We start from the raw sequence: 23,332 nt of genomic DNA on the forward strand, positions 1-23,332 counted from the left end.
CCGCACCTGGCGTCCGTGACGGAGCCGCGGATCCCCGGCCGTCGGAGATCCGGCGCGGATGAAAGGCACGGTGAATTCCCGAATTCGGCGGCGGCAGCGGGATTTCCCGTTCCGAAGAACGATGCGCGCCCGGCCTCCCTATACTTTGGTATAGAAGTCCTCCGAGGTGGCCCGTGTTTTTTGTCGCGGGCCGGGAGGGGCGCTTACGGTTGCGTGCGTGATCGAGGTGAGACGGGCCCTGCAGGGGCATCCGCGGGTCGCGGACGCGGGCGTGGTCGCCGCGGCCGCGGGGCTGACGCTCTTCGTCATCCGGGTCCAGCAGACCGGCCTGCAGGTGTACCCGCGGTTCTCCAGCGGCGCCTACGTCCTGTCACTGCTGCCGCCGGTCTGGCCGCTCCGGGCGTCCCTGATCCCGCTGCTGGCGTGCGCGGCCCTGTTCTGGCGCCGGCGTCACCCGGTCGCGCTGGCCTTGGCCCTCGTGGCCTCGGCACTTGTCTGGCCCGTGGTCGTCCCCCTGCTGGTGGCGCTGTTCACCGTGGCCGCCACCTGTCCGCCGCGCACCACCGTCCAGGTCACCGGCGTGGCACTGCTGCCGGTGCCGGCGCAGCTCGTGTTCACCTCGTACTCCGGGCCGCTCCTCTCGGCCACGGCCGTGTCCGCCGTGGCGTTCGTGGGCGGCGCCGTCGGCTGGGGCCTGTACGTGGCCGGGGTGCGGGAGCGGGCGGAGCGGGCGGAGCGGGAGGCGGACCTGCGGGCGGAGCGGGCGCGGCAGCACGCCCGGGAGGAGATCGCCCGGGAGATGCACGACGTGCTGGCCCACCGGCTGACGCTGCTCAGCGTGCACGCGGGGGCGCTGGAGTTCCATCCCACCGCGTCCGCGGACCAGGTCGCCGAGGCGGCGGGGGTGATCCGGCAGAGCGCGGGCCAGGCCCTTGAGGACCTCCAGGACGTGCTGCGGGTGCTGCGCACCCCCACGGTCAACGCGCACGCCGAACCCCCGCAGCCGGCCGTGGCCGACTTGGACCGGCTGGTCGAGGAGTCGCGCGCGGCGGGCGCCACCGTGGAGGTGCACCGCGACACGGAGGACCTGACGACCATGGACCCCGCCACGAGCCGGGCCGCGTACCGCATCCTGCAGGAGGCCCTGACCAACCACCGCAAGCACGCGCCGGACGGCCCGCTGCGGCTGTCCCTGACCGGCGGGGCCCGTGCGGGGCTCACGATCACCGCCCGCAACCCGGTGCGCCAGGACCACCCCGAGCGCCCCGGCGCCGCGGGCCAGGGCCTCGTCGGGATGAACGAAAGGGCGGCCCTGGCCGGCGGCAGCATGCGCCGTACCCGCACCGCCACCGGCTTCTCCCTGGAGATCTGGCTGCCATGGACCCGGTGACCCGCGTACTGATCGTCGACGACGACCCGCTGGTGCGCTCCGGCCTGCGCATGATGCTGTCCGGGGCGGAGGACATCGAGGTGGTCGCCGAGGCGGCGGACGGTACGGAGGTCCTGCCGCTGGTCGAAGCGCACCGGCCCGACATCGTCCTGATGGACATCCGGATGCCGCGGATGGACGGTCTGGCGGCCACCGCCGAACTGCGGCGCGGGCCGCGGCCGCCCGAGGTGCTGATCCTGACCACGTTCACCACGGACGGCTACGTCCTGGAGGCGTTGCGGGCCGGGGCGGCGGGCTACGTCCTCAAGCACACGCCCCCCGCCCAGATCGTCGCCGCGGTGCGGAACGTCGTGGCGGGCGAACCGGTCCTCTCACCGGCCGCCGTCAAGCAGCTCATCGGGGCCGTCACGGCCGCCGGCGACGACGCCGGGGCGCGCCCCGACGAGCGGGGCGGGGCGGAGCGGCTGCTGGGCCTCCTGGGGGACCGGGAGCGGGAGGTGGCGCTCGCGGTGGCGCTGGGCAGGACCAACGCCGAGATCTCGGCGTCGCTCTACATGAGCGTCCCCACGGTGAAGGCGCACGTCTCGCACATCCTCACCAAGCTCGACCTGAACAACCGGGTCCAGATCGCCCTGGTGGTGTACCGGGCGGGCCTGGTCTGACAGCGGCTCAGTCCGCCTGGCGCAGGCCCGCGACGAGGAGGCCGACCAGGCGGCGCGCGTCGTAGCGGGGATCGCTGTCCGCGCCGATGCAGAGGTTCCCGACGCCGCGCATGAGCGCGTACGCCTCCACGTCGGAGCGGATCTCCCCGGCAGCCGCGGCGGCGTCCAGCAGTTCGGCGCACACGGGCAGGAGGCGGTCGAGGAAGTAGGCGTGCAGCGTCTCGAAGCCGGTGTTGTCGGACTGCAGCGCGGCGGCGAGCCCGTGCTTGGTCACCAGGAAGTCGACGAAGAGGTCGATCCACCGCGCCAGCGCGGTGTGCGGGGTCGCGCCGCCCGCCAGCAGGGCGGGGCCGGCCTCGGCGCAGGCGTCGACCTGGTGCCGGTAGACGGCGATGATCAGATCCGCCCGGGTCGGGAAGTGGCGGTAGATCGTGCCCGTCCCGACGCCCGCGCGGGCCGCGATGTCGCGCACCGGGGCCTCCACTCCCGACGCGACGAAGGCCGCCGCGGCGGCCTCGAGCAGGCTCTCCTCGTTGCGCCGGGCGTCCGCCCGCCTGGACCGCTCCACCACGTTGCCGCTCCTTCCACGATCCGCCCTTGCTAAACGGAACCGCGTTCCGTATCGTTAACGGAACAAGGTTCCGCTTCCTCATGATGCCAGGGCGCACGCCCCGGGACCAAGTCGCGCGCTTGTGCCGCGCAGTGCCACCACACCCCACCCGCAAGGGAGAACACCGTCATGCAGTACCGCACCCTCGGCCGCACCGGCGTACAGGTCGGCTCCCTCGCGCTCGGCGCCATGAACTTCGGCAGCATCGGGCGCACCACCCAGGACGAGGCGACCGCCCTCGTCGACGCCGCCCTCGAGGCCGGGATCAACGTCATCGACACCGCCGACATGTACGGCGCCGGGGAGTCGGAGGAGATGGTCGGCAAGGCCCTCGCCGGCCGCCGCGACGACGTCGTGCTGGCGACGAAGGCCGCCATGCCGATGGGCGACGGGCTCAACCACCGCGGCGGTTCGCGCCGCTGGCTGGTCACGGCCCTGGAGGGCAGCCTGCGCCGGCTCGGCGTCGACCACGTCGACCTCTACCAGATCCACCGGTGGGACCCGGCGACCGGCGACGAGGAGACCCTGTCGGCCCTGACCGACCTGCAACGCGCGGGCAAGATCCGCTACTTCGGCTCCTCCACCTTCCCCGCGTACCGGATCGTGCAGGCGCAGTGGGCCGCCCGCGAGCACCACCTGGGCCGGTACGTCACCGAGCAGCCCGGCTACTCCATCCTGCAGCGCGGTGCCGAGACCCATGTGCTGCCGGTGACCGAGGAGTACGGCCTCGGCGTGCTGGCGTGGAGCCCCCTGGCCTCGGGCTGGCTGTCCGGCGCGATCCGCGAGGGTAGGGAGATCACCACCAGCCGCTCCGCGTTCATGCCGGAACGCTTCGACACCGCGCTCCCCGCCAACCGGGCCCGGCTCGACGCCGTGGAACGGCTGGCCGCCGTCGCCGCCGAGGCCGGCCTGACCATGATCCAGCTCGCTCTGGGCTTCGTGACGGCGCACCCCGCCGTGACCGCCGCGATCATCGGCCCCCGCACCCCGGACCACCTGCGGGCGCACCTCGCCGCCGCGGACACGGTCCTCACCGCCGACGTGCTGGACGCGATCGACGCGATCGTCGCCCCCGGCCTCGATCTCGCGCCGCACGAGAAGTTCGACACGCCGCCGGCCCTGCTCGACCCGTCCCTCCGCCGCCGGCACCGCGCCTGACGCCCGCCGTTCCGGCCCGGCCGGCCCGTACGGCCGGCCGGCCGGTGCGCCGGTCAGCCCTGGGTGACGCCGGGCCAGTCGGCGTAGCGGATGCGGGAGATCTCCAGGACCTCGCCGGTCGTGCCCCATTCGTCCTTGCCGAGGCGGGCCAGCGGGCGGAGCCTGCGGACGTCGGGGTGGCCCTCGACCATCGCGGCCTCGGAGACCGCGGCGTGGACGACACGGCCGAAGACCACGGTCGAGTCGCCGAGGGTGACCGTGCTGTGGAGCTCGCACTCCAGGGCGACGGGCGAGGCGGCGACGCGGGGCGGCTTGACCGCGCGGCTGGGCTCACGGGCGATGCCGACCGCGTCGAACTCGCTGACGCCGCGCGGGAAGTCGGTGCCGGTGGCGTTGATCTGCTCGAAGAGGTGCTCGGGCGCGAGGTTGACCACGAACTGCCGGGTCTCCTCGATGTTGCGCAGCGAGTCCTTCCGCCCTACCGAGGTGAACTGCACGACCGGCGGGCTGACGCAGGCGACGGTGAAGAAGGAGTGCGGTGCGAGATTGGCCGTCCCCGACTCGCTGAGCGTCGAGACCCACGCGATGGGGCGCGGGACGACCACCGAGGTCAGGAGCTTGTAGAACGGGGTCCGGCCCATGGCCTCGGGATCGAAGTCGATACGCATGGCGCCCAGTATCCCCCTCGGCGGGTGCGGCCGCTGTCGTGGCACCATCCGATGCGAGCACGCGCCGCGGGAGCCGCCGATGAGCGGATCCGCCGCGGCCGGGCGCCCCCGCGAGGGAACTGCGTCCTCGGCCGACCCGCCGTCACGAACGCTTCGGGGGCGCAGGTCGCGACTTCGGCCGCATGCGGCCCACCGCACCGGGCCGGAAGGCCGTGCGGGGCGGGCGCAAGCCCACCCCGCACGGCTCGCGGCCGCTGCTACATCGTTGCGGCCTGGAAGGAGGCCGAGTCGAACTGGTTGATCGCCGACTGGGTGGTGTCGTGGGACGTGGAGAAGATGCCCGCGTCCTGCGTCGCCGCGGCCGAGGCCAGCGTCACGGGCTGACCGATCGGGACGTAGTTGGCGCCGTCGTAGGAGTACGAGGCGCTGAACGCGGTGCCCGACCGGGTGAGCTTCACCCAGATCGGGCGGTAGACGTCGACGGCGGCGCGGGCGTCGGTGTCCAGGTAACCGTCGCCGTTGGCGTCCCACTCGAACACGACGCCGTTGCGGGCGGTCACCGCGACGACGGCGTACCCGGCCGACTGCCCCGCCTTGGTCATGTCGTTGCGGACCATGACCCCGGACTTGGCCCAGGCGTTGGCGTCGTTGACCGACACGACCCGGGTGGACACGCTGGAGTCGGCCTTGAACGAGCCGGACCGGTAGATCGAGCCGAACTGGTCGTCGCGCTGACCGCCGGCACCCCACACGTCGGCGCCGGCCGCCGCGATCCCGAACGCCTTGCCGCTCTGACCGAAGTATGAGCTGACGGCCGAGCCCCCCGCGGTGCGCAGGCCCGGTGCGACCGGTCCGCCGGCCGGGCACCCGCTGAAGCCGAACTGGTTCGCGTTGAGCGACGTGCGGTACTGCGGCGCGACACCCGCCTGGCAGATCACGTCCCGTGCGCCCGCGGGCCAACCGGCACCGGCGACCTTCACGTTGTTGATCAGCTGGTTGTTGTGCGCCGCGGCGTTCGGCGTCGAGGCTCCGCCCGAGTTGTACCAGTTGTTCTGGATGACGTTGTCACTGGTGTTGTTGCGGAGGCTGTACGCGTTGGTGAAGAGGAAGGAACCGCCCTGGACCACGTTGTTCTCGTACGTCGTGGAGCGCGTGCCCTCGTCGAGGTAGAGGCCGACTCCCGAGATGTTGAACAGGTAGTTCCTGGAGACGACGGTTCCGGGGCTCGCGGAGAGGTTGTAGACCGATCCGCCGTCGGCGAAGCGGGCCTTGGTGTTGTGCACGAGGTTGCCCTCGACCCGGTTGTCCTTGAGCGTCGTCGGCGTCGTGTACTGCGTGTTCCACTTGTAGTAGCCGCGGTCCACGTAGTCGTTCGATCCCCCGGCGTCGTTGATGCCCCAGCCGTAGCCGGTGTCGATGCCGTCGTAGGGGACGTTGGAGACCTCGTTGTGCAGGATGCGGGCGCCCGTGACGTAGGTGCTGAGGATCCCGCTGTTGTCCTTGTAGTCCACCGCCACGCGGTTGATCGTGTTGTTCTCGATCAGGATGTCCCGGTTGGTCATCCTCGGGTCGCTGGGGTGGTGCGCGTCGGGCAGTACGCCGCCGACCGCGACGCCGTGCCCGCTGTTCTCCATGAACCGGTTCCCGACCACGTCGATGTCGCTCGCGCCCAGCCCGACGCCGGTCGCCGCGGCGTTGGCGTCGTTGCCGATGCCCAGCGCCGACTGGCCGAGGTTGGTGAACGTGTTGCCGGTGAACGAGACGCGGCTCGCGGCGGAGACCTGCACGGCGGCGGGCTCCTGGTACCAGCTGGTGCGCGCTCGCTCGAACATCTCGCAGCCGCGCGAGCAGTTGGTGAAGGCGTCGGCGGGGCGGTAGTCGTAGGCGCCCTTGATGAACAGGCCGTTCTGCTGGTCCGCGTACCCGTCGGTCGAGGGGCCGAGCCAGGAGGTCCCGGAGAACTGGATGCCCTCGAAGGCGAGACCGGTCACCGGCTCGTCGTACGTCCCGCCGATGCTGACCAGCGTCTCCAGGCGGGGCAGCTCGATGTCGAGCTGGTTGGGGTCGACCCCGTCCGCCGGCTTGTAGTAGAGCTTCCCGGCGTCCGGGGATATGTACCACTGGCCGACCTGGGTCAGGAAGCTCAGTGAGTTGTCGAGGTACCAGCTCGGACCGGCCAGGAACGAGTTCTGGACGGTGTCCCAGCCCCACGTGTTGTTGTCCCAGGCCGGCTGCGCCATCGTGATCTCGGTGGCGCTGATGCTCTGCACCGGCGAGTAGCGGTTGGTGAAGTCGCCGAGGGACTCGAACTCGATGCGCCCCTGGTCGGGGAGCGTGGCGAGATAGCTCAGGGCCGGGTTCTTGATCGTGAGACCGGTCGCGGTGGGAGTGACGTCCGCGTTGGCCAGGCGGATGGCGGCGCGAGGGGCGATCACGCCGTTCACATAGAGCTGGCGGGTGTCGAGGCCGCTGGGGGTGTCCGCCTCCCAGATGCCGGACCCCGCCTCGGACTTGGACCAGCCGGAGACCTTCGAGGCACCGGTGACGACGGGATGGGCGCCGGGTGCGGCGGTCCAGTGGACCGTGTGGTCGCCGCCGTCGTCACCGGGTCCGAACCGCAGGGGCTCGGAGAGCCGGTAGGTGCCGTCGGCGAGGTGGACGACCACGTCACCGTGCTTGACGGCGGGGCGGACGACATGCTGCGCCCGCTCCAGCGAGCACGGCTGCGACTGACTGCAGTGCCCGGCGTCCTTGCCGTCCGGCGCCGCGAAGTACTCGGCCCGGGGCGCGGCTTGAGCCTGGAGAGGAATGAGCGCCGATGCGATGACGGCGCAGGCGCCGAGGACCGCGAGGGTGCCCGTCCGCCGTCTCCATCGTCTGCTCACCGAGCGTGTCGAGTCTGACGTCGATGTCATGTTCGATCGCTTCCTGTGATGGGGGCGTTGATGCCCGCCACAGAGTTAGCATACGTATAATGTTTGTTACAAGATACGTATGATGTTTAACCTCAGGTCCTGGAGAAGCGACTTGTCCGGACCGGGTCGGGGACGAGCCCGGTGACATGCAGCTCCTCCCACAGCGCCTCCGGGATCACCGCCCGGTACCGCGCGACGTTGCTTCGCACGTGTTCCCGAGTGCGCATCCCCGTCACCACCGAGACGACCGCGGGATGGCGCAACGGGTACTGGACGGCGGCCGCGGGAAGCTCCACGCCGTGCCGCTCGCAGACCGCGGCGATGCGGGCGGCACGTTCGACGACGGCCCGCGGCGCCACCCCGTAGTCGTAGGGCGCCGAGCCGTCCACGGCCGCACTGCTCAGCAGTCCGGAGTTGTACACCGCCGCGGCGACGACGCCGACGCCGCGGGCGCCGGCGACGGGCAGCAGATCGTCCAGCGCGGACTGGTCGAGAAGGGTGAACCGCCCGGCGACCATCACCACGTCGACGTCGGTCCTCCTCACGAACTCGGCCGGCATCGCGGCCTGGTTCATGCCGACGCCGATGGCACCCACGACACCCTGGTCCCGCAGCTCGGCCAGAGCGGCGATCCCGCTCGACGACGCCGGCCCCCAGTGGTCGTCCGGGTCGTGCAGATACGCGATGTCGAGCCGGTCCGTCCCGAGCCTCGCCAGCGACTCCTCGACGGAACGAAGGACCCCGTCGCGGCTGAAGTCCCAGACCCGTCTCTTCGCCGCCGGCACGACGAACCCGTCGTCGTCGAGCCGGTGAGCCGTCTCCGGGCTGTCCACGAGCAGGCGGCCGGCCTTCGAGGAGATGACGGCGCCCTGCCGAGCGGTCCCGTGCAGGGCGTCCCCCAGGCGGCGTTCGGAGAGCCCGAGGCCGTAGTGCGGCGCGGTGTCGAAGTAGCGGATCCCCTCCTCGGCCGCGGCTCCGACGGCGTGACGCGCCTCGTCGTCGGTCGTCTCGATGAACAGGTTGCCGAACTGGGCCGCGCCCAGGCCCAGTTCCGTGAGCCGGTGCCCGGTTCGCAAGGCCCGGGTCGGCAGCGTCTGCTTCGTGGATGTGTGGTCGCGCGATGGCGGCTTGCTGGTCACGGGGCCGACTATAGCGGCGACAGCATACGTATGATGTTTCCTGCTAGGGTGCGCAGGGCTGTGGGCCGGCGCGGCCCGCGACAGAGCGAGGAGGGGCCGATCGGTATGTTGGCGGCGAGTTACGTGGGCGCACGCACGATGACGGTCGAGGAGCGGAAACCGGCTGAGCCGCGGGCGGGGGAGGTCCGGGTCGCCGTGGCGTACGTCGGGATCTGCGGCACGGACCTCCATGTCTTCCACGGGGACATGGACGGCCGGGTCAGCAGGCCGGCGACGATCGGGCACGAGATGTCGGGCACGATCGTCGCCCTCGGCGCCGGCGTGGAGGGCTGGTCGGTGGGTGACGCGGTGACCGTCATGCCGCTGGCCTGGGACGGCACGTGCCCGGCCTGCCGCGCGGGGAACGAGCACATCTGCCAGAACCTGGACTTCATCGGCATCGACAGCCCCGGAGCCCTCCAGGAGTACTGGAACGTACCGGCGTCGACACTCGTGCGGCTGCCCCCCGAGATCTCCCTGCGGGACGCCGCGCTGGTGGAGCCCGTCGCGGTGGCGGTCCATGACGTACGTCGTTCCGAACTCGCCGCGGGCGACAAGGCCGTCGTCATCGGTGCGGGCCCGATCGGCGTTCTGATAGCGAGCGTCGCCGCCGCGGCCGGTGCCGAGGTCGTGATCGCCGAGATCGACCCGAACCGACGGGCCGCCGCCGAGGAGATGGGGCTGACGACGCTGGACCCCTCGTCGGTCGATCAGGTCGCCTGGGTGAACGAGTGGACGGACGGCGCCGGAGCGGACGTCGTGTTCGAGGTCTCCGGCTCGGCCGCCGCCGTGCTCGCCGCCACCGGCTTGGCCAAGGTCCGCGGCACGCTCGTGGTGGTGGCCATCCACTCGCAACCGCGACCCATCGACCTGCACCGCGTGTTCTGGCGGGAGCTGAGGTTGCTCGGTGCGCGGGTCTACCAGCGCCACGACTTCGAGCGCGCCGTCGAGCTCCTGGCCGAGGGCGCCATCCCGGCCGGGAAGCTCATCACGGGCATCGTGCCCCTGAGTGAGGTCGCATCGGCCTTCGGCGTCCTGGAGGCCGGGCAGGCGATGAAGCTGCTCGTCGAGGTGAGCGCGTCATGAACCCGTTCGACCTGACCGGGCGCCTCGCCGTCGTGACGGGGGCCAAGCGTGGAATCGGGTTCGCCGTCGCCGAGGCTCTGGCCGCCGCCGGTGCCGACATCGTCGGGGTCTCCGCCACCCTCGATCCGGCGTCGTCGGCGATCGGCGACCGCGTGCGCGGGCTCGGCCGTGAGTTCTCCGGACACCGCGTCGACTTCGCGGACCGGCGGCAGGTGACCCGGTTCGGCGAGGAACTCGCCGCCGGTGACCGCCCGGTGGACATCCTGGTCAACAACGCCGGGACCATCCGCCGCGCTCCCGCCGCCGAGCACCCCCTGGAATGGTTCGACGAGGTGCTCGAAGTCGATCTCACGAGCGCGTTCGTGCTCAGCCAGGCCCTCGGGCGGCGGATGCTGGACGCGCGGTACGGGCGCGTCGTCTTCACCGCCTCCCTGCTCTCGTTCCAGGGCGGGATCAACGTGCCGGGCTACGCGGCAGCCAAGTCCGGCGTGGCGGGACTGGTCCGGGCGCTGTCGAACGAATGGGCCGGACACGGCGTGACCGTCAACGGCATCGCCCCGGGCTACATCGCGACGGACAACACGCAGGCGCTCCAGGACGACCCCGACCGGTCCCGCGCCATCCTCGAGCGCATTCCGGCGGGGCGGTGGGGAACGGCGGAGGACATCGCGGGCGCCGCTGTGTTCCTGGCGTCGGACGCCGCGCGCTATGTCTCCGGGACGATCGTGCCGGTCGACGGCGGCTGGCTAGGCCGTTGAGGGTTCTCCGGCCCCCGACGGTGGTGGCACCGCTCCTGCGGGGGGCGGTGCGGGAAGGCTGACGCACGGGCACGCGCCGCCCCTCGGGGTGACGGCGGGGCTCTTCCGCGCCGCCGGCGTCGGCGACCTCACGGAGGTGGCCGACGCCCGCGCCTCGACCGGTGCGCGGGCGGCGACGGTGCCGTGGGCCTGCGCCTGCGCGGCATGAGCCGGTGCGGGTGGGAGGCGCCGGCGCCGACCCCCTCGGTCGGCGGTCGTCGACGGCATCGGAGGGCACGGTGCCGGCGCACCACCCGCTCGTTCCACAGGCGCTCCCGGACCGCTTCCGGCTCCGTCAAGGACCCTTGACCTTGCGGGACATGGTCGTCGCGGTCGGCATGGGCGCGGTGCCGGCGCGGGGGAAGACACCGCGGTCGAGGCCGAAGCACTCGGTCGTGCGCGGCGGTTCACCGAGGGGGCGCCGGCCCGGTACGTTCCCCTCCCTCTCGCGGCTCGGCGCGCAACCGGACGTGACGTGCAACTCCCCCTCCGGCCGCCGATCGCGCCATCGGCGGAGGACGCACGGACCCGGTCCCGATCCCGGGGCGGGAAGTCGGAGCCGGTATCGCCCGGCAGGAGTACGCCTTTGGCCGCCCGCCCTTGCCGGGCACTCGATCACCGCATGATTCAGCCGAGTTGAACCGCGCCGGCGGAAGCACCCGCGGCGCGGCGGCAGCGGTTCCTCCCGGACCTCGTCCGGCTTCAAGACCCCGAATCACCAGGCACCCGACGGCAACTGCTCAAGATGATGCGGCTCCAGCTCGTGACAAACATCATACGTATGCTCTACAGTCCTCGCGCGGAGTCGTCAAAGAAGTCGACAAGACAAGGACATCCCATGGCCGGAATTCATACTGTGATGCGTTCGCGCCGTAAGGCGTCGACCATCGCCGTGATATGCGCCGCAACGGCGCTGCTGACGCTCGCCGGTTGCGGCGGCCAAGGCAGCTCGGCGAACGGGTCGTACGGCTTTCCCGAGGCCAAGCAGGAGGCCTCCTCGACGATCACCGTCTGGGTGGACGCGGACAGACAGGCCGCCGCGAAGGCGTTCCAGACGGCCAACCCGGACACCAAGATCAAGGTCGTCACCTATGACGGCTCGGCGAACGGGTCCAACTCCTTCCGGACGAAGATGCAGCTCTTCGACCGCGCCGGTGACGGCTGGCCCGACGTCGTCTTCTCCAGCCAGAACAACGACGCGTCATGGGCCAGCCAGAAGAGCGCCGGCAAGCAGGCGTTCGCGGCCGTGCTGGACAAGGGCCTGGTCCCGAAGGAGACGCTCGGCAACTTCACCGCGGGCTCGCTCAACCCGTGCACGGTGGAGGGCCGCGTGTACTGCCTGCGCAACGACCTCGCGCAGGCGGTGCTCTGGTACGACAAGTCCCTGCTGGAGCAGTTCGGCTACGCCCTCCCCACCACGTGGGAGGAGTACCAGGCCCTCGGGGAGAAGGTCGCCAAGGAGCACCCCGGCTACATCGTCGGGACGGCCGGGGACGCCTGGACGCCCGAGGTGTTCATGTGGGGGAGCAAGTGCCAGGCCAATGACGTGACCGGCCCCAAGTCCGTCACCGTGAAGACGGACTCGACCGAGTGCAAGCGGGCGGCCTCGATGCTCGACACCCTCCGCGGCAACGGGACGGTGCCGGTGGTCAGCGTGTTCACTCCCGAGTTCCTGAAGAAGTACACGGGCAAGGTGCTCATGATGCCGGGTCCTGCCTGGTACGCCGGCGCGATCTTCAACAACCCGCAGTCGCTCAATGTGAAGGCCGGGCAGCTCGGCGTCGCCGCGCCGCTGCCGTGGAAGGGCGAGAGCCAGGCCGCGACGGGCAACGTGGGTGGCGGAACCTGGTTCATCTCCAGCCACTCGAAGAACCTCAAGGCCGCCGAGAAGTTCGTCGAGTTCGCCACCACGGCCGACGAGTACCAGGTCGACGTCGCACCGGGTTACCCGGCGTACGCGCCCGCCGCGCAGAAGTGGGTCGCCAAGCAGGAGGCGAGCAAGTACTACGCCACCCCGCTGGAGCCGGTGGTGACCGCGGCGTCGCAGGTCTGGGACGGCTGGGGCTACCCCACGTTCAGCCAGGAGGCGATCTGGGCGAAGACGATCACCCCGGGGGTCACGGGCGGCAAGTCGATCGTGGACCTGCTTCCGGACTGGCAGACGGCGATCGAGAACCAGGCCAAGGTCAACGGATACCAGGTGAAGTGACATGACCCTCGCTCCTCCGAGTGGTGGGCCGGCCGTCGACGCCTCCGGGCGCCGGCGGTCGGGCCGGGGCGGCGGCCGGCCGCCCGGCCGCGCGTTCGCCCGCACTCCGATCGGCTATCTCTTCGTCTCGCCCTACGCGTTGCTCACCCTCGCCTTCGGGATCGTCCCCTCGCTCTACGCGGTGCTGCTGGCCTTCACCGACGCGAACGGCGGATTCGCGGGCTTCGACAACTTCACCAAGGTCGTCGGCGACTTCCGGTTCTGGCCGGCCGTGTCCCACGTGACCGTCTATCTCGTCATCTGGCTCCTCGGGCTGCTCGTCTTCGTCGTCGGTCTGGCGCTGGTGGTCCACGCCGTCAGTGTGCGGTGGTTGAGCACGACGCTGCGCTTCGTCTACTACCTGCCCGGCGCGCTCGCGGGCGCGTCCAGCGTCCTGTTGTGGCTCTTCGTCCTCGATCCGACGGCGAGCCCGGTCAGCGGTCTGCTCGGGGCGATGGGGTTCGACAGCTTCGTGCAGGTGATCCAACCCGGGCACCTTCCGGTGATCTTCGCGATCATCGCGTTCTGGACCGGGGCCGGCGGGTGGATCCTCATCATGTACGGCGCGCTCAACAACATCAGCACCGAAGTGATCGAGGCCGCCCGCATCGACGGTGCGAACGCCGTCCAGATCGCGTTTCGGATCCAGCTCCCGATGCTGCGCAAGTGGGTGGCGTACATGGGCGTCATGTCGCTCGCGGCCGGCACCCAGCTGTTCGTCGAGCCTCAGTTGCTCAGCCAGGCGAGCAACGCGGTGGTGCCCAACGACTACTCGCTCAACCAGCTGGCCTACCAGTACGCCTTCCAGCAGAACGACTTCAACGGCGCGGCCGCGATCTCGCTGATCCTGCTGGTCGTCGCACTCCTGCTGTCCTGGGTGTTCGTGACCCGCGGCGGCCTCTTCGAGAAGGAATGACCATGGCAGCACTCTCCGCCGAACGCCGCCGGCCGAGTCTGAGCGGGTGGAGCGGCCGGTCCATCATCGGCGTCCTGCTCGCCGTCTTCGTCCTGTTCTTCGCCGTCCCGATCGTCTGGCTGCTCCTCGCGGTCACGAAGTCCTCGAAGACGCTCGTCGTGGCCAACCCGTTCTCGATCGGGTCCTGGTCGGACCTCGTCACCAACTGGCACCAGTTGTTCGACTTCCAGGACGGCGCGGTGACGACCTGGATCGGCAACTCCGCGCTGTACGCGATCGGCGCTCTGGTGATCACGCTGCTCGTGAGCATCCCCGCCGGCTACGCGCTCGCGCTCACGGAGTTCAGGCTTCGGCAGGCACTGCTCGTGCTGACACTCGTCGTCATGCTGATCCCCAACACCGCGCTGGTGCTGCCCATCTTCCTCGAGCTGAACAGCGTCGGTCTGATCGGGAGCCCGCTGTCGGTGATCCTGCCCATGTCGTTCTTCCCGTTCGGCGTCTATCTCACCTACATCTACTTCTCCACCAGCATCCCTCGTGACATCCTCGCGGCCGCGCGCATCGACGGCTGCACCGGGTTCCAGGTCTTCACCAAGGTCGCCCTCCCGCTGGCCGCCCCGATCGTCGCCCTGGTGGCGTTCTTCAGCTTCGTGCAGAACTGGAACAACTTCTTCCTCCCGTTCGTGATGCTGCCGTCGAGCGACGGCTACCCGGTCCAGGTCGGGCTCACCTCGCTCCTGGCGTCAACCCCGGCTTTCAATCCCAGCTCCGCGGGATCCGACTCCGTTCAGCTGCCGACCTTGGCGCTGGGGACGATCGTGTCGATCCTGCCCGTCCTGGTCGTCTTCCTGTTCTCCCAGCGATTCCTGGTCGCGGGAATGACAGCAGGAGGAACCAAGGAATGACCTCTCGCACATGCAAGGAGAACCACCGCCGATGAAGATCACCGGGTACCGCAGTCTGAGCACCGTTCACGACTGGGGCAGAATCACCGGGGACGTCAACGGTGTCCAGTCCGGCCACACCACGCCGGTCCCCGTCCTCGTCATCGAGACCGACGCCGGAATCGAGGGAGTCGGCCTCGGGTCCCACGCCGACATCGCCCGCGTCTTCCCCGCGATCGAGGGCGGTGACCCGCGGTCGGTCGTGGCCCTCTACGACCGGATGCTCGACTGGGTGTTCAAGGCAGGTCACTCGGGATCCACCTTCGGCACCGTCGGCGCCGTCGACATGGCCCTGTGGGACATCAAGGCCAAGGCCGCCGACGAGCCGCTCTGGCGGACCCTAGGTGGCCGCGAGCGCTTCGTCCCCGGGTACGCGTCCGGTCTCGAGTACGGTCTGGACGACGACGACCTCGCCGGCCTCTACGGCCGGTTCGCGGACCGCGGGTTCAAGGCCGGCAAGCTCAAGGGCGGCCGCGACCTCGACCGCGACCTGCCCCGGCTGGAGATCATGCGCGATGTCCTCAGCCGCAACTCCCGCCGTCCGGGGCTCATGTTCGACGCCAACGAGTCGTGGAACCAAGCCCAGGCGGCCCGGTACGTCGCGGCCATCGAGGAGCGCATGGACCTCACCTGGGTGGAGGAACCGCTGCGCCGCTGGGACGCGGCCGGCATGGCCACGCTGCGCGGGAAGGTGCGCGCGGCGATCGCGACCGGCGAGAACCTCACCGGACTGGAGCAGTACCGTCCCCTGCTGGACGCCAACGCGGTCGACATCGTGCAGGTCGGCAACGTGTGGGGGATCACCCACTTCCTGCGCGTCGCGACGCTCGCGCACGCCCACGACCTGCCGGTGAGCCCCGTCGCGTACAACGCGAACCCGGTGGCGCACGCCGCCGCCGCCGTGCCGAACCTCCTGACCTTCGAAGTCCAGGATCTCCACTTTCCCGTCGGTCTCGACGTCGACCAGCAGTTCGACGACGGAGGCATCGTCCTGGGCGATCGCCCGGGCATCGGGATCGTGGTGGACGAGTCCCGGATGTCACCGGCCGGCGCCGCGGCGGCCCTGCCCGCGGCGACCGGACCGCACATCCGGCCCGAGCGCGCCGCCCTGCGGATGGTGGCCGAGCCGGACGTGATGGACGACCCTTTGCACAACGGAGGCCGAACCTCGTGACGCGTCGACCTGAGCGCAGGGCCCTCGTCGTGGGTGTGCGGCCCGAGAAGCGCGAGGAGTACCTCGCGCTGCACCGTGCCGTGTGGCCGGGCGTCGAGCGGAAGCTCACCGAGTGCAACGTGCGCAACTACAGCATCTTCATCTTCGGCGACATCCTGTTCGCCTACTACGAGTACGTCGGCGAGGACCACGAGGCGGACATGCGCCGGATCGCCGAGGACCCGGTGTCGCAGGAGTGGTGGACGCACACCGACCCGTGCCAGATGAGGATCGCCGAGGAGCGTGATCCCGGGGCGCTGTGGCAGCCCGTCGAGGAAGTGTGGCACCTCGCATGAACGCAGGCATCGACGCCCATGTGCACCTGTGGGACCGGGCCGTGGACCCGCAGGACTGGATCGACGCGGAGACCATGGCGCCGATCGCCCGCGACTTCGGGCCCCGCGATCTGAGCGGGATGCTGGCCTCGACCGGACTCGGCGGCGCCGTGGTCGTGCAGTCGAGCAACAGCCTCGACGAGAGCATCCGGCTCGCCGGGTTGGAATCGTCCGCCATCGCCGGCCTCGTCGCGTGGGTCGATCTCGCGGCCGAGGTGGGACCTCAGCTCGACAAGATCCGCGAGAACGCCGCTGTCCCCGTCGTCGGAGTGCGGCATCTGGCCCACATCGACCCGGACCCGGAGTGGATGACACGCGAGGAGATCAGCGCGGGCCTGGCCGAACTCGAGCGTCAGGGCCTCTGCTTCGACCTCGTCGTGCGTGAGTGGCAGCTCCCCCAGGCGACCCGCCTGGCCGCGCGCCACGGCGGGCTCCGCTTCGTGCTCGATCACCTGGGCGGTCCACCCGGGGCCGGGCAGGACAGGAGCACGTGGACGTCGCACCTGCGGGAGCTCGCCCGGCGACCGAACGTCGTCGCGAAGGTCTCGGGGCTCACGTCGGGCCTCGCCCCCGGATCGTGGCGTGCGGCCGATCTCGCCGCCCCGGTGGCGACCGCCCTGGAGTCCTTCGGCCCCGAGCGTCTGCTCTACGGCTCCGACTGGCCGCTGGCTGAGCTCGGCGGCGGAGCGGCGCCGTGGAAGTCCGCCCTGGAAGCCCTGCTCGACGGGCTTTCCGCCGCGGAACGCGCGCGGGTGTTCGGCGGCAACGCCGTCGGCGTCTACTCGCTCTTCTGATCGAGCGCCCGACCACGCGCCCGTGGCGCGTGGTCGGGCAGCCGGCGGCGCTCCCACGAGATGTGGATGTGGTCGTGCATCGCCTTCTGGGCCCCGGCGACGTCCTTCCTCGAGATCGCATCGACGATCGCCGCGTGTTCCTTCATCGTCAGTGCGAACGCGTCAGGCGGGTCGATGCCCTGGTAGCGGCTGGACTCCACGGCTCGCTTGTACAGATGCTTGGCGATGTTCTCCGCCAGCCGGTTGCCGGAGATATCCATCAGCGCGTAGTGGAACAGCACATCCGCCTGCCGGAAGGAGTCCGTCTCGAACTCGCTCTCACGCATCGTGGTGAGGGCGTTCTCCAGCCTCCTCAACCCGTCCGCGCTGCGGGAGGCGGCAACCGCGCCCGCCATCGCCGACTCGAGGCTCGCCCGCACGATCGTCAGCTCGTCGAGAATACCGAGCGTCTCATCGTTGTCGATCAACGCGGAGAGCACCACCGGATCGAGCATGTTCCAGTAGCCCGGCGCCCGCACCTGGGTGCCGCGACCCTGGGCGACGATCACCAGGCCCTTCTCCTCGAGCCGCTTCACCGACTCACGAAGCACCGTGCGACTCACGCCGAAGTGTTCGCTCAGCGGACCCTCCGGGGGCAGCAGCTGGCCTTCCTCCAACTGGCCCGTCACGATCAGGTCGACGAGCTCGGCGACGACGGCGACACCCAAGCGGCCGGCGGGCAGACGTGGCGGGAACAGACGGGTTGCGGGCTGCGGCTCGGCTGGCATACGTATGACCTTATCGCTCGATCCATCCGCGGTCGAAAGGTTCCGGTCCACGACATGTCAAGAGTCCGGTCGCCGTCCGCGCCCGGTCACCAGGACACCTCGCGGATGGTCGCCTTGCTCTGCGGGGTGGCGGTGGCGACGATCTCGGAGCGGTGCCGGTCACCGGAGAAGGTCACCGTCAGCTGCTGCGCCCCGTCGCGCCGGGTGGAGACGGTGAACCCGCTGGCGGGCACGGCCGAGACGAGGCAGACGGCGTCCTCTCCGAAGCGCACCGCGGCCTGGCCGCCCTGGGACTGCAGGGTGTGGACGCCGGCGCCGCCGGTCCCGCAGTCCACGGGCGTGGCGGACGGGCGGGGGGCGCGGGCGGGCGGCGCGGTGGTGGCCGGCCGGACGGGGGTCCGGGTGGGCCGGCGGACGGTGGTGGGGGTGGAGGCGGGGCTGGGGGTGCGCTTCGCGGCGGGGGACGCCGGCGCGGAACGCGAGGGGGAAGGCTTCGCGGCGGACGGGGCGGCGGTGGCGAGCGCGTTCTCGGGGACGTCCCGCGCGACGGGCGGCGTCGGGCGCGTCGAGCCCACCACGAAGCCCACGGTGAGCATGACCGCGGTCACGCTGACCGCGGTGCACGAGAGCCATATGACGACGTAGCGCAGGTACCGGGGCACCCCGTCATCCTTCCCGACCGGCTACTGTCCCTCCACATGGCATCCGTACTCCTGGTCGAGGACGACCCCGCGATACGCGCGAGGCTGGTCGAGGTGCTGACCGCGCACGGCCACATGGTGCACAGCTCGGCCTACGGCTTCGAGGCGTTGCGGCAGGCCGCGCAGCGTCCACCGGACGCCGTGGTGCTCGACCTCGGACTGCCGGACCTGGACGGGGTGGACGTGCTGCGGATGCTGCGCGGCATCTCGCGGGTCCCGGTCCTCGTCACCACCGCGCGCGACGACGACAGCGAGGTGATCCGGCTGCTCAACGCGGGTGCCGACGACTACCTGGTGAAGCCGTTCTCCGGGGGCCAGTTGGTGGCCCGGCTGACGGCGGTGCTGCGCCGGTCGGCCATGGCGCCCGCGCAGCCGCAGGGCCCGGCGGCCCCGGAGGGCACGGCCGGCGCGCTGCGGGTGGGCGGTCTGCTGATCGACGTACCGGCCCGGGCGGCGTACCACGACGGGCGGGAACTGCGGTTGACACGCCGCGAGTTCGACCTGCTCGTCTATCTGGCGGAGCACGTGGACCGCGTGGTGGCGCGCAGCCGCATCCTCGCGGACGTGTGGCAGCAGGCCTACGTGGAGGACCAGACGATCGACGTCCATCTGTCGGCGCTGCGCCGCAAGCTGGGCGAACGGGCCTCGCATCCGCGCTACCTGCACACCGTCCGGGGCGTCGGCATCAAACTGGTGACGCCGCGATGAGACGCGCCCTGGCCGGGGTGGCGCTGGCGGTGACGTCGATGGTGGCGCTGTCCTTCCTGATCCCGCTGGCGCTGCTGGTGCAGTCCGAGGCCCGTACGCGGGCGACCACGGTGGCCGAGCAGCGGGCCGCGGCGCTGGCGCCGGTGCTCGCCCTCACCACCCGTCCCGCGGACGTCCAGCAGGCGGTGGCCGGGCTGGACTCGGGGGACCACCTGAGCGTGCGCCTGCCCGACGGGCAGCTGGTCGGTACGGTGCACGCCTCCCAGGAGGCCCTGGACCGGGCGGCCGACGGGCGCCGGACCATGGCCTCGGACACCTCCGCCGGCTGGGTCTACCTGCAGCCGGTGATCCTGGCCCGGGACCGGGTGGCGGTGGTGGAGGCGTTCGTCCCTCGCGCCGACCTGGACCGCGGGGTGAAGGCGTCCTGGGCGATGATGGCGCTGCTGGCACTGGGCCTGGTGGCGGGGTCGGTGCTGGTCGCGGACCGGCTGGGCGCGCGCGTGGTGCGCGCCTCCCGGGGCCTGTCCCGCGCGTCGCGCTCACTGGGCGCAGGGGAACTCGACATCCGGGTCGAGCCCGCTGGGCCGCCGGAACTGCAGGAGGCCGGGACGGCCTTCAACACGATGGCGGACCGGGTCGTCGAACTGCTTGCCATGGAACGGGAGTTGGTCGCGGACCTCTCGCACCGCCTGCGGACGCCGCTGACCCGTCTGCAGCTGGAGGCCGAACGGATCGCCGCCGAGGTCCCCGGTCACCGGGGCGAGGACATGGAGGCCGCGATCGCGCACCTGGAGAGCGAGCTGGACTCGATCATCGACGCGGCCCGCACACCGCTGTCGGCCTCGCCCGAGGGCCCGGGCCGCCCGCAGGAGTGCGACGCGTCGGCCGTGGTGCGCGGCAGGGTCGAGTTCTGGTCCGTCCTGGCGGCGCAGCAGGGGCGGGAGTGCCGCCTGGAGGCCGCCGGCGAGGCGACCGCGGTCCCGCTCGGCGAGGACGACCTCGCAGCGGTCGTCGACGCGTTGATCGGCAACGTGTTCCGGCACACGCCGCAGGGCACGGCGCTGGCGGTGACGGTGGAGCGGACCGACCGGGCGGTGCTGCTCACCGTGGACGACGCGGGGCCGGGGATCGGCGATCCGGACACCGCCCGGGCCCGCGGGGTGAGCGTCGGCGGCTCCACGGGCCTCGGTCTGGACATCGTGCAGCGGGCGGCGTCCGCCGCCGGAGGCGGCATGGAGATCACCGGGAGCCCGCTGGGCGGGGCCAGGGTGCGGGTGACACTCGGGCTCGCCGGCGGGCCGCCTGTGGGGGGAAGGAAAGCGGCCCGACGCGCGAGGCGTCACCCGCACCCCGCCTGAGGCCGACCGGCCGCCCCAGCTGACCGGCCGGTCGGCTGTTCAGCGGGGCGTGCCGAAGTCCTGGGTCCACCAGGGACCGTTGGACGACGTGTTCACGCCGACTCCGATCTGCTCGAAGCTGCAGTTGAGGATGTTCGCCCGATGGCCCTCGCTGTTCATCCAGGCGTCCATCACCGCGGCGGCGGTCCGCTGGCCGACCGCTATGTTCTCGCCGAGCGTCGACCACTGGTAGCCGGCCGCCTCGACGCGACCGGCCATGGTGGACCCGTCGGGCCCGGTGTGGGAGAGCACACCCGAGCGGGCCATCACGTCCGTGTAGTCCTGGGCGGCGTCGGTGAGCCGCTCCTCCAGCGTCACCGGACGGCATCCGGCCGAGGCCCGTTCCTCGTTGACCAGCCGGACGATCTGCTCGACCACCGAATCCTCGCCGTCGTCGGACCGCGGGGGCTGCGCCGCGATCGTCGTCCTGGCCGGTGAGGGGACCGCCGTGCGGGTCGGCGTGGCGGAGGGCCGGGGTGTGCGGGTGGGCCGCGAGGACGGCTTGCGCCGTTCCGGGGTGGCGGAAGTGCTGGGGCTCGCGGTCGTCGGGCTCGGACTCGCGGTCTCCGGACGTACGTCGGAGGCGACGGGGTCGTCGCTCTCCCGGTCGCCGGCCGCCAGCGACGCCTTGTCCTTGCCGGCGTTGTTCCCGAACTGCGCTCCGGCCCCGACCAGGGCGCCCGCGGCGACCGTCGCCACCGCGGCGGCCAGCGGCCAGGACCGCGCCGAGGGGGCGCGGCGGGCGCGGGGTCGTTTCCTGTGGGAACTCATGCGCGGGGTACCTCCGGACGACGGGAACTCCACCGGGCACGTCCGAACGTGACGTGCCGGGCACTGCGACCCTAGGCGCCCCGGGCGGAGAACTCCCCGGTCGGGAGCGGATCTTCAAGAACACATAAGGCTGCGCTCAGGTACGACCGCGGTTCCACCGGCCTTTTCCGTCCGGGGTGTGGGAACCGTCACACGGGCCCGCGATGGGTGTCAGCACCCATACCGGCCCGGTTCGCCCGGGTGAAAGGATGAGGATCCACAGGGGGCGAAACGGACAAGCAACCGGGCGGCTGCGCGCCATCCGTGAAGGGATTCGAGCTGTGCCTGCTCCGCGGATGAGCACGACACCATTGCCGGGCATCGGTGTCCGGTACGACCTCACCACGCGGGACCGGCGCCATCTGTCGGTGGTCGCCCACCGCGACGGATCGCGGACGGTGAACGTGTACCGCGCCGACGACCCGGACGCGTGCGCGCAGTCGCTGCGGCTGACGGGGCCCGAGGCGACATCGCTGGTCGACGCGCTGATGCCGACGCACCACAGCCCGAACCTGCTGCACACGACCGACCTCGGCCTGGTCGCCGAGCGCATCGAACTGCCCGTCACCTCGCACTGGAACGGCCGCCTGCTCGGCGAGACGCGGATGCGCACCGACACCGGCGCCTCCATCGTCGCCGTGCTGCGCAGGGCCGACGCGATCCCCTCCCCCGCACCGGACTTCCGCCTGTCGGGCGGCGACACGCTGATCGTGATCGGCACCCGCGAGGGCGTCGAGGCCGCCGCCGCGATACTCGGGCGGGAGTGAGCCCTTGCACTCCGCGGTCTTCCTCATCGAATTCGGCGCCATCATCCTCGGTCTGGGCCTGCTCGGCAGATTCGCCGGACGGTTGCGCTTCTCCCCCATCCCCCTGTACCTGCTGGCCGGCCTCGCCTTCGGCGAGGGCGGGATCCTTCCGCTGGGCACCAGCGAGGAGTTCGTGGCGATCGGCGCCGAGATCGGCGTCATCCTGCTGCTGTTGATGCTCGGCCTGGAGTACACGGCCGGCGACCTGATCGGGAACCTGAAGACGCAGTATCCGTCGGGCCTGGTCGACCTCGCGCTCAACGCCCTGCCCGGCGCGGCGGCTGCGCTGCTGCTCGGCTGGGGCCCGGTGGCCGCGGTGGTCCTGGCGGGTGTGACGTGGATCTCCTCGTCCGGGGTCATCGCCAAGGTGCTGGGCGACCTCGGACGGCTCGGCAACCGCGAGACGCCGGTCATCCTGAGCATCCTGGTCCTGGAGGACCTGGCGATGGCGGTGTACCTGCCGATCCTCACCGCCCTGCTGGCCGGGGTCGGCTGGGCGGCGGGCAGTGTGACGCTGGCGGTGGCGCTGGCCGCCGCGGGCCTGGTGCTGCTGCTCGCGGTCCGCTTCGGGCGCGTGATCTCCCGGTTCGTCTCCAGCGACGACCCGGAGAAGCTGCTGCTCGTGGTCCTCGGGCTGACGCTGCTGGTGGCGGGTATCGCGCAACAGTTGCAGGTGTCGGCGGCGGTGGGCGCGTTCCTGGTCGGCATCGCGCTGTCCGGGGAGGTCGCCGAGGGCGCGCACTCGCTGCTGAGTCCGCTGCGGGACCTGTTCGCGGCGGTGTTCTTCGTCTTCTTCGGTCTGCACACCGACCCGGCCAGCATCCCGCCGGTACTGCTGCCGGCGCTGGCGCTCGCGGTCGTCACCGCCCTGACCAAGATCGCCACCGGGTACTGGGCGGCCCGCCGTGCCGGGGTCGCGGTGCGCGGCAGGTGGCGGGCGGGCGGGGCACTCGTCGCACGCGGCGAGTTCTCCATCGTCATCGCGGGACTGGGGGTCACGGCGGGGATCGAGCCCGCGCTGGGCCCGCTGGCCACGGCGTACGTCCTGCTGCTGGTGGTCTTCGGCCCGCTGACGGCCCGCTACACCGAGCCGCTGGCGCGCGCCCTGACCCGGCGCCGCGCCCCGGCGCCCACGAGCGGAGCCGAGCTGGAACGGACCCCGTCCCCCGTCGCCGGGGACTGACCGCCCGGCCCCCCGGCGGGCACCCGTTCCCGCGCGTCACCCGGAG

General features: G+C 71.4%; 22 protein-coding genes. 15 read left to right on the top strand and 7 right to left on the bottom strand.

The window, feature by feature from the left end:
• Nucleotides 1–217: 217 nt before the first annotated feature.
• The gene (locus tag PV342_RS23775) at nucleotides 218–1,390 is read left to right on the top strand and encodes a sensor histidine kinase (protein WP_400808134.1); all 1,173 of its coding nucleotides are present in this window, start codon (nucleotides 218–220) and stop codon (nucleotides 1,388–1,390) included.
• Entirely contained in the window at nucleotides 1,378–2,052 is a 675-nt protein-coding gene (locus PV342_RS23780; protein WP_400808132.1) for a response regulator, read from the top strand. The genes PV342_RS23775 and PV342_RS23780 overlap by 13 nt, the downstream gene beginning before the upstream one ends.
• A 7-nt stretch (nucleotides 2,053–2,059) precedes the next feature.
• On the opposite strand, the gene PV342_RS23785 is transcribed toward PV342_RS23780, so the two are convergent.
• The gene (locus tag PV342_RS23785) at nucleotides 2,060–2,623 is read right to left on the bottom strand and encodes a TetR/AcrR family transcriptional regulator (protein WP_329189269.1); all 564 of its coding nucleotides are present in this window, start codon (nucleotides 2,621–2,623) and stop codon (nucleotides 2,060–2,062) included.
• A 168-nt stretch (nucleotides 2,624–2,791) separates the two neighbouring features.
• Between PV342_RS23785 and PV342_RS23790 the strand changes: the two genes are divergently transcribed.
• A complete protein-coding gene (locus PV342_RS23790; protein WP_018558581.1) occupies nucleotides 2,792–3,820 on the top strand; it encodes an aldo/keto reductase in 1,029 nt (342 codons plus the stop codon).
• 53 nt (nucleotides 3,821–3,873) lie between these two features.
• Here PV342_RS23790 and PV342_RS23795 read toward each other — a convergent pair whose 3' ends face one another.
• The 3 genes from PV342_RS23795 to PV342_RS23805 all read right to left on the bottom strand — a co-directional run bounded on the left by PV342_RS23795 (nucleotide 3,874) and on the right by PV342_RS23805 (nucleotide 8,494).
• A complete protein-coding gene (locus tag PV342_RS23795; protein ID WP_018558582.1) occupies nucleotides 3,874–4,488 on the bottom strand; it encodes a flavin reductase family protein in 615 nt (204 codons plus the stop codon).
• A gap of 257 nt (nucleotides 4,489–4,745) precedes the next feature.
• Nucleotides 4,746–7,403: a right-handed parallel beta-helix repeat-containing protein gene (locus tag PV342_RS23800; RefSeq protein ID WP_400808125.1), complete on the bottom strand. Its 2,658-nt coding sequence runs from the start codon at nucleotides 7,401–7,403 to the stop codon at nucleotides 4,746–4,748.
• A gap of 92 nt (nucleotides 7,404–7,495) precedes the next feature.
• A complete protein-coding gene (locus PV342_RS23805) occupies nucleotides 7,496–8,494 on the bottom strand; it encodes an aldo/keto reductase (RefSeq protein ID WP_400808245.1) in 999 nt (332 codons plus the stop codon).
• A 153-nt stretch (nucleotides 8,495–8,647) separates the two neighbouring features.
• Between PV342_RS23805 and PV342_RS23810 the strand changes: the two genes are divergently transcribed.
• The 8 genes from PV342_RS23810 to PV342_RS23845 all read left to right on the top strand — a co-directional run bounded on the left by PV342_RS23810 (nucleotide 8,648) and on the right by PV342_RS23845 (nucleotide 16,914).
• A complete protein-coding gene (locus PV342_RS23810; RefSeq protein WP_500318636.1) occupies nucleotides 8,648–9,667 on the top strand; it encodes a zinc-dependent alcohol dehydrogenase in 1,020 nt (339 codons plus the stop codon).
• Nucleotides 9,664–10,425: an SDR family oxidoreductase gene (locus PV342_RS23815; RefSeq protein WP_361007003.1), complete on the top strand. Its 762-nt coding sequence runs from the start codon at nucleotides 9,664–9,666 to the stop codon at nucleotides 10,423–10,425. The genes PV342_RS23810 and PV342_RS23815 overlap by 4 nt, the downstream gene beginning before the upstream one ends.
• An 898-nt stretch (nucleotides 10,426–11,323) precedes the next feature.
• Nucleotides 11,324–12,673, top strand: a complete 1,350-nt coding sequence (locus PV342_RS23820) for an ABC transporter substrate-binding protein (RefSeq protein ID WP_386991826.1) — start codon at nucleotides 11,324–11,326, stop codon at nucleotides 12,671–12,673.
• Nucleotide 12,674: 1 nt separating this feature from the next.
• Entirely contained in the window at nucleotides 12,675–13,628 is a 954-nt protein-coding gene (locus tag PV342_RS23825) for a carbohydrate ABC transporter permease (protein ID WP_400808121.1), read from the top strand.
• A gap of 2 nt (nucleotides 13,629–13,630) precedes the next feature.
• Nucleotides 13,631–14,533, top strand: coding sequence for a carbohydrate ABC transporter permease (locus PV342_RS23830; protein WP_220093355.1), 903 nt, complete (start codon nucleotides 13,631–13,633; stop codon nucleotides 14,531–14,533).
• Between the two features lie 31 nt (nucleotides 14,534–14,564).
• Nucleotides 14,565–15,746 (top strand): mandelate racemase/muconate lactonizing enzyme family protein, encoded by a 1,182-nt coding sequence (locus tag PV342_RS23835; protein ID WP_500318637.1) that lies wholly within the window; start codon nucleotides 14,565–14,567, stop codon nucleotides 15,744–15,746.
• On the top strand, nucleotides 15,743–16,081 hold the full coding sequence (locus PV342_RS23840) for an L-rhamnose mutarotase (protein WP_386991821.1): 339 nt from the start codon (nucleotides 15,743–15,745) through the stop codon (nucleotides 16,079–16,081). The genes PV342_RS23835 and PV342_RS23840 overlap by 4 nt, the downstream gene beginning before the upstream one ends.
• Nucleotides 16,078–16,914 (top strand): amidohydrolase family protein, encoded by an 837-nt coding sequence (locus PV342_RS23845; protein WP_500318638.1) that lies wholly within the window; start codon nucleotides 16,078–16,080, stop codon nucleotides 16,912–16,914. Before PV342_RS23840 ends, PV342_RS23845 begins: the two co-directional genes overlap by 4 nt.
• Here PV342_RS23845 and PV342_RS23850 read toward each other — a convergent pair.
• Nucleotides 16,899–17,681 (bottom strand): FadR/GntR family transcriptional regulator, encoded by a 783-nt coding sequence (locus PV342_RS23850; protein WP_400808111.1) that lies wholly within the window; start codon nucleotides 17,679–17,681, stop codon nucleotides 16,899–16,901. The genes PV342_RS23845 and PV342_RS23850 overlap by 16 nt on opposite strands.
• Nucleotides 17,682–17,767: 86 nt before the next feature.
• Nucleotides 17,768–18,343: a hypothetical protein gene (locus tag PV342_RS23855; RefSeq protein ID WP_400808109.1), complete on the bottom strand. Its 576-nt coding sequence runs from the start codon at nucleotides 18,341–18,343 to the stop codon at nucleotides 17,768–17,770.
• Between the two features lie 36 nt (nucleotides 18,344–18,379).
• Between PV342_RS23855 and PV342_RS23860 the strand changes: the two genes are divergently transcribed.
• Nucleotides 18,380–19,090, top strand: a complete 711-nt coding sequence (locus tag PV342_RS23860) for a response regulator transcription factor (RefSeq protein ID WP_500318639.1) — start codon at nucleotides 18,380–18,382, stop codon at nucleotides 19,088–19,090.
• The gene (locus PV342_RS23865) at nucleotides 19,087–20,448 is read left to right on the top strand and encodes a sensor histidine kinase (protein ID WP_400808103.1); all 1,362 of its coding nucleotides are present in this window, start codon (nucleotides 19,087–19,089) and stop codon (nucleotides 20,446–20,448) included. Before PV342_RS23860 ends, PV342_RS23865 begins: the two co-directional genes overlap by 4 nt.
• A gap of 39 nt (nucleotides 20,449–20,487) precedes the next feature.
• On the opposite strand, the gene PV342_RS23870 is transcribed toward PV342_RS23865, so the two are convergent.
• Nucleotides 20,488–21,258: a CAP domain-containing protein gene (locus PV342_RS23870; protein ID WP_400808101.1), complete on the bottom strand. Its 771-nt coding sequence runs from the start codon at nucleotides 21,256–21,258 to the stop codon at nucleotides 20,488–20,490.
• A gap of 320 nt (nucleotides 21,259–21,578) precedes the next feature.
• Between PV342_RS23870 and PV342_RS23875 the strand changes: the two genes are divergently transcribed.
• Complete coding sequence (locus PV342_RS23875) at nucleotides 21,579–22,064, top strand: cation:proton antiporter regulatory subunit (RefSeq protein ID WP_472975024.1); 486 nt, start codon at nucleotides 21,579–21,581, stop codon at nucleotides 22,062–22,064.
• Between the two features lie 4 nt (nucleotides 22,065–22,068).
• Nucleotides 22,069–23,286: a cation:proton antiporter gene (locus PV342_RS23880; RefSeq protein WP_500318640.1), complete on the top strand. Its 1,218-nt coding sequence runs from the start codon at nucleotides 22,069–22,071 to the stop codon at nucleotides 23,284–23,286.
• The last annotated feature ends 46 nt before the right edge of the window (nucleotides 23,287–23,332 follow it).

This window comes from Streptomyces sp. PA03-3a, from assembly GCF_033792735.1.
GTDB lineage: Bacteria > Actinomycetota > Actinomycetes > Streptomycetales > Streptomycetaceae > Actinacidiphila.

Coding starts and splice junctions, on each gene's coding strand:
- PV342_RS23780 (WP_400808132.1), top strand. CDS start 1,378: ATGGACCCGGTGACCCGCGTACTGATCGTCGACGACGACCCGCTGGTG.
- PV342_RS23850 (WP_400808111.1), bottom strand. CDS start 17,681: ATGCCAGCCGAGCCGCAGCCCGCAACCCGTCTGTTCCCGCCACGTCTG.
- PV342_RS23825 (WP_400808121.1), top strand. CDS start 12,675: ATGACCCTCGCTCCTCCGAGTGGTGGGCCGGCCGTCGACGCCTCCGGG.
- PV342_RS23845 (WP_500318638.1), top strand. CDS start 16,078: ATGAACGCAGGCATCGACGCCCATGTGCACCTGTGGGACCGGGCCGTG.
- PV342_RS23790 (WP_018558581.1), top strand. CDS start 2,792: ATGCAGTACCGCACCCTCGGCCGCACCGGCGTACAGGTCGGCTCCCTC.
- PV342_RS23830 (WP_220093355.1), top strand. CDS start 13,631: ATGGCAGCACTCTCCGCCGAACGCCGCCGGCCGAGTCTGAGCGGGTGG.
- PV342_RS23865 (WP_400808103.1), top strand. CDS start 19,087: ATGAGACGCGCCCTGGCCGGGGTGGCGCTGGCGGTGACGTCGATGGTG.
- PV342_RS23860 (WP_500318639.1), top strand. CDS start 18,380: ATGGCATCCGTACTCCTGGTCGAGGACGACCCCGCGATACGCGCGAGG.
- PV342_RS23820 (WP_386991826.1), top strand. CDS start 11,324: ATGCGTTCGCGCCGTAAGGCGTCGACCATCGCCGTGATATGCGCCGCA.
- PV342_RS23800 (WP_400808125.1), bottom strand. CDS start 7,403: ATGACATCGACGTCAGACTCGACACGCTCGGTGAGCAGACGATGGAGA.
- PV342_RS23870 (WP_400808101.1), bottom strand. CDS start 21,258: ATGAGTTCCCACAGGAAACGACCCCGCGCCCGCCGCGCCCCCTCGGCG.
- PV342_RS23810 (WP_500318636.1), top strand. CDS start 8,648: ATGTTGGCGGCGAGTTACGTGGGCGCACGCACGATGACGGTCGAGGAG.
- PV342_RS23815 (WP_361007003.1), top strand. CDS start 9,664: ATGAACCCGTTCGACCTGACCGGGCGCCTCGCCGTCGTGACGGGGGCC.
- PV342_RS23835 (WP_500318637.1), top strand. CDS start 14,565: ATGAAGATCACCGGGTACCGCAGTCTGAGCACCGTTCACGACTGGGGC.
- PV342_RS23795 (WP_018558582.1), bottom strand. CDS start 4,488: ATGCGTATCGACTTCGATCCCGAGGCCATGGGCCGGACCCCGTTCTAC.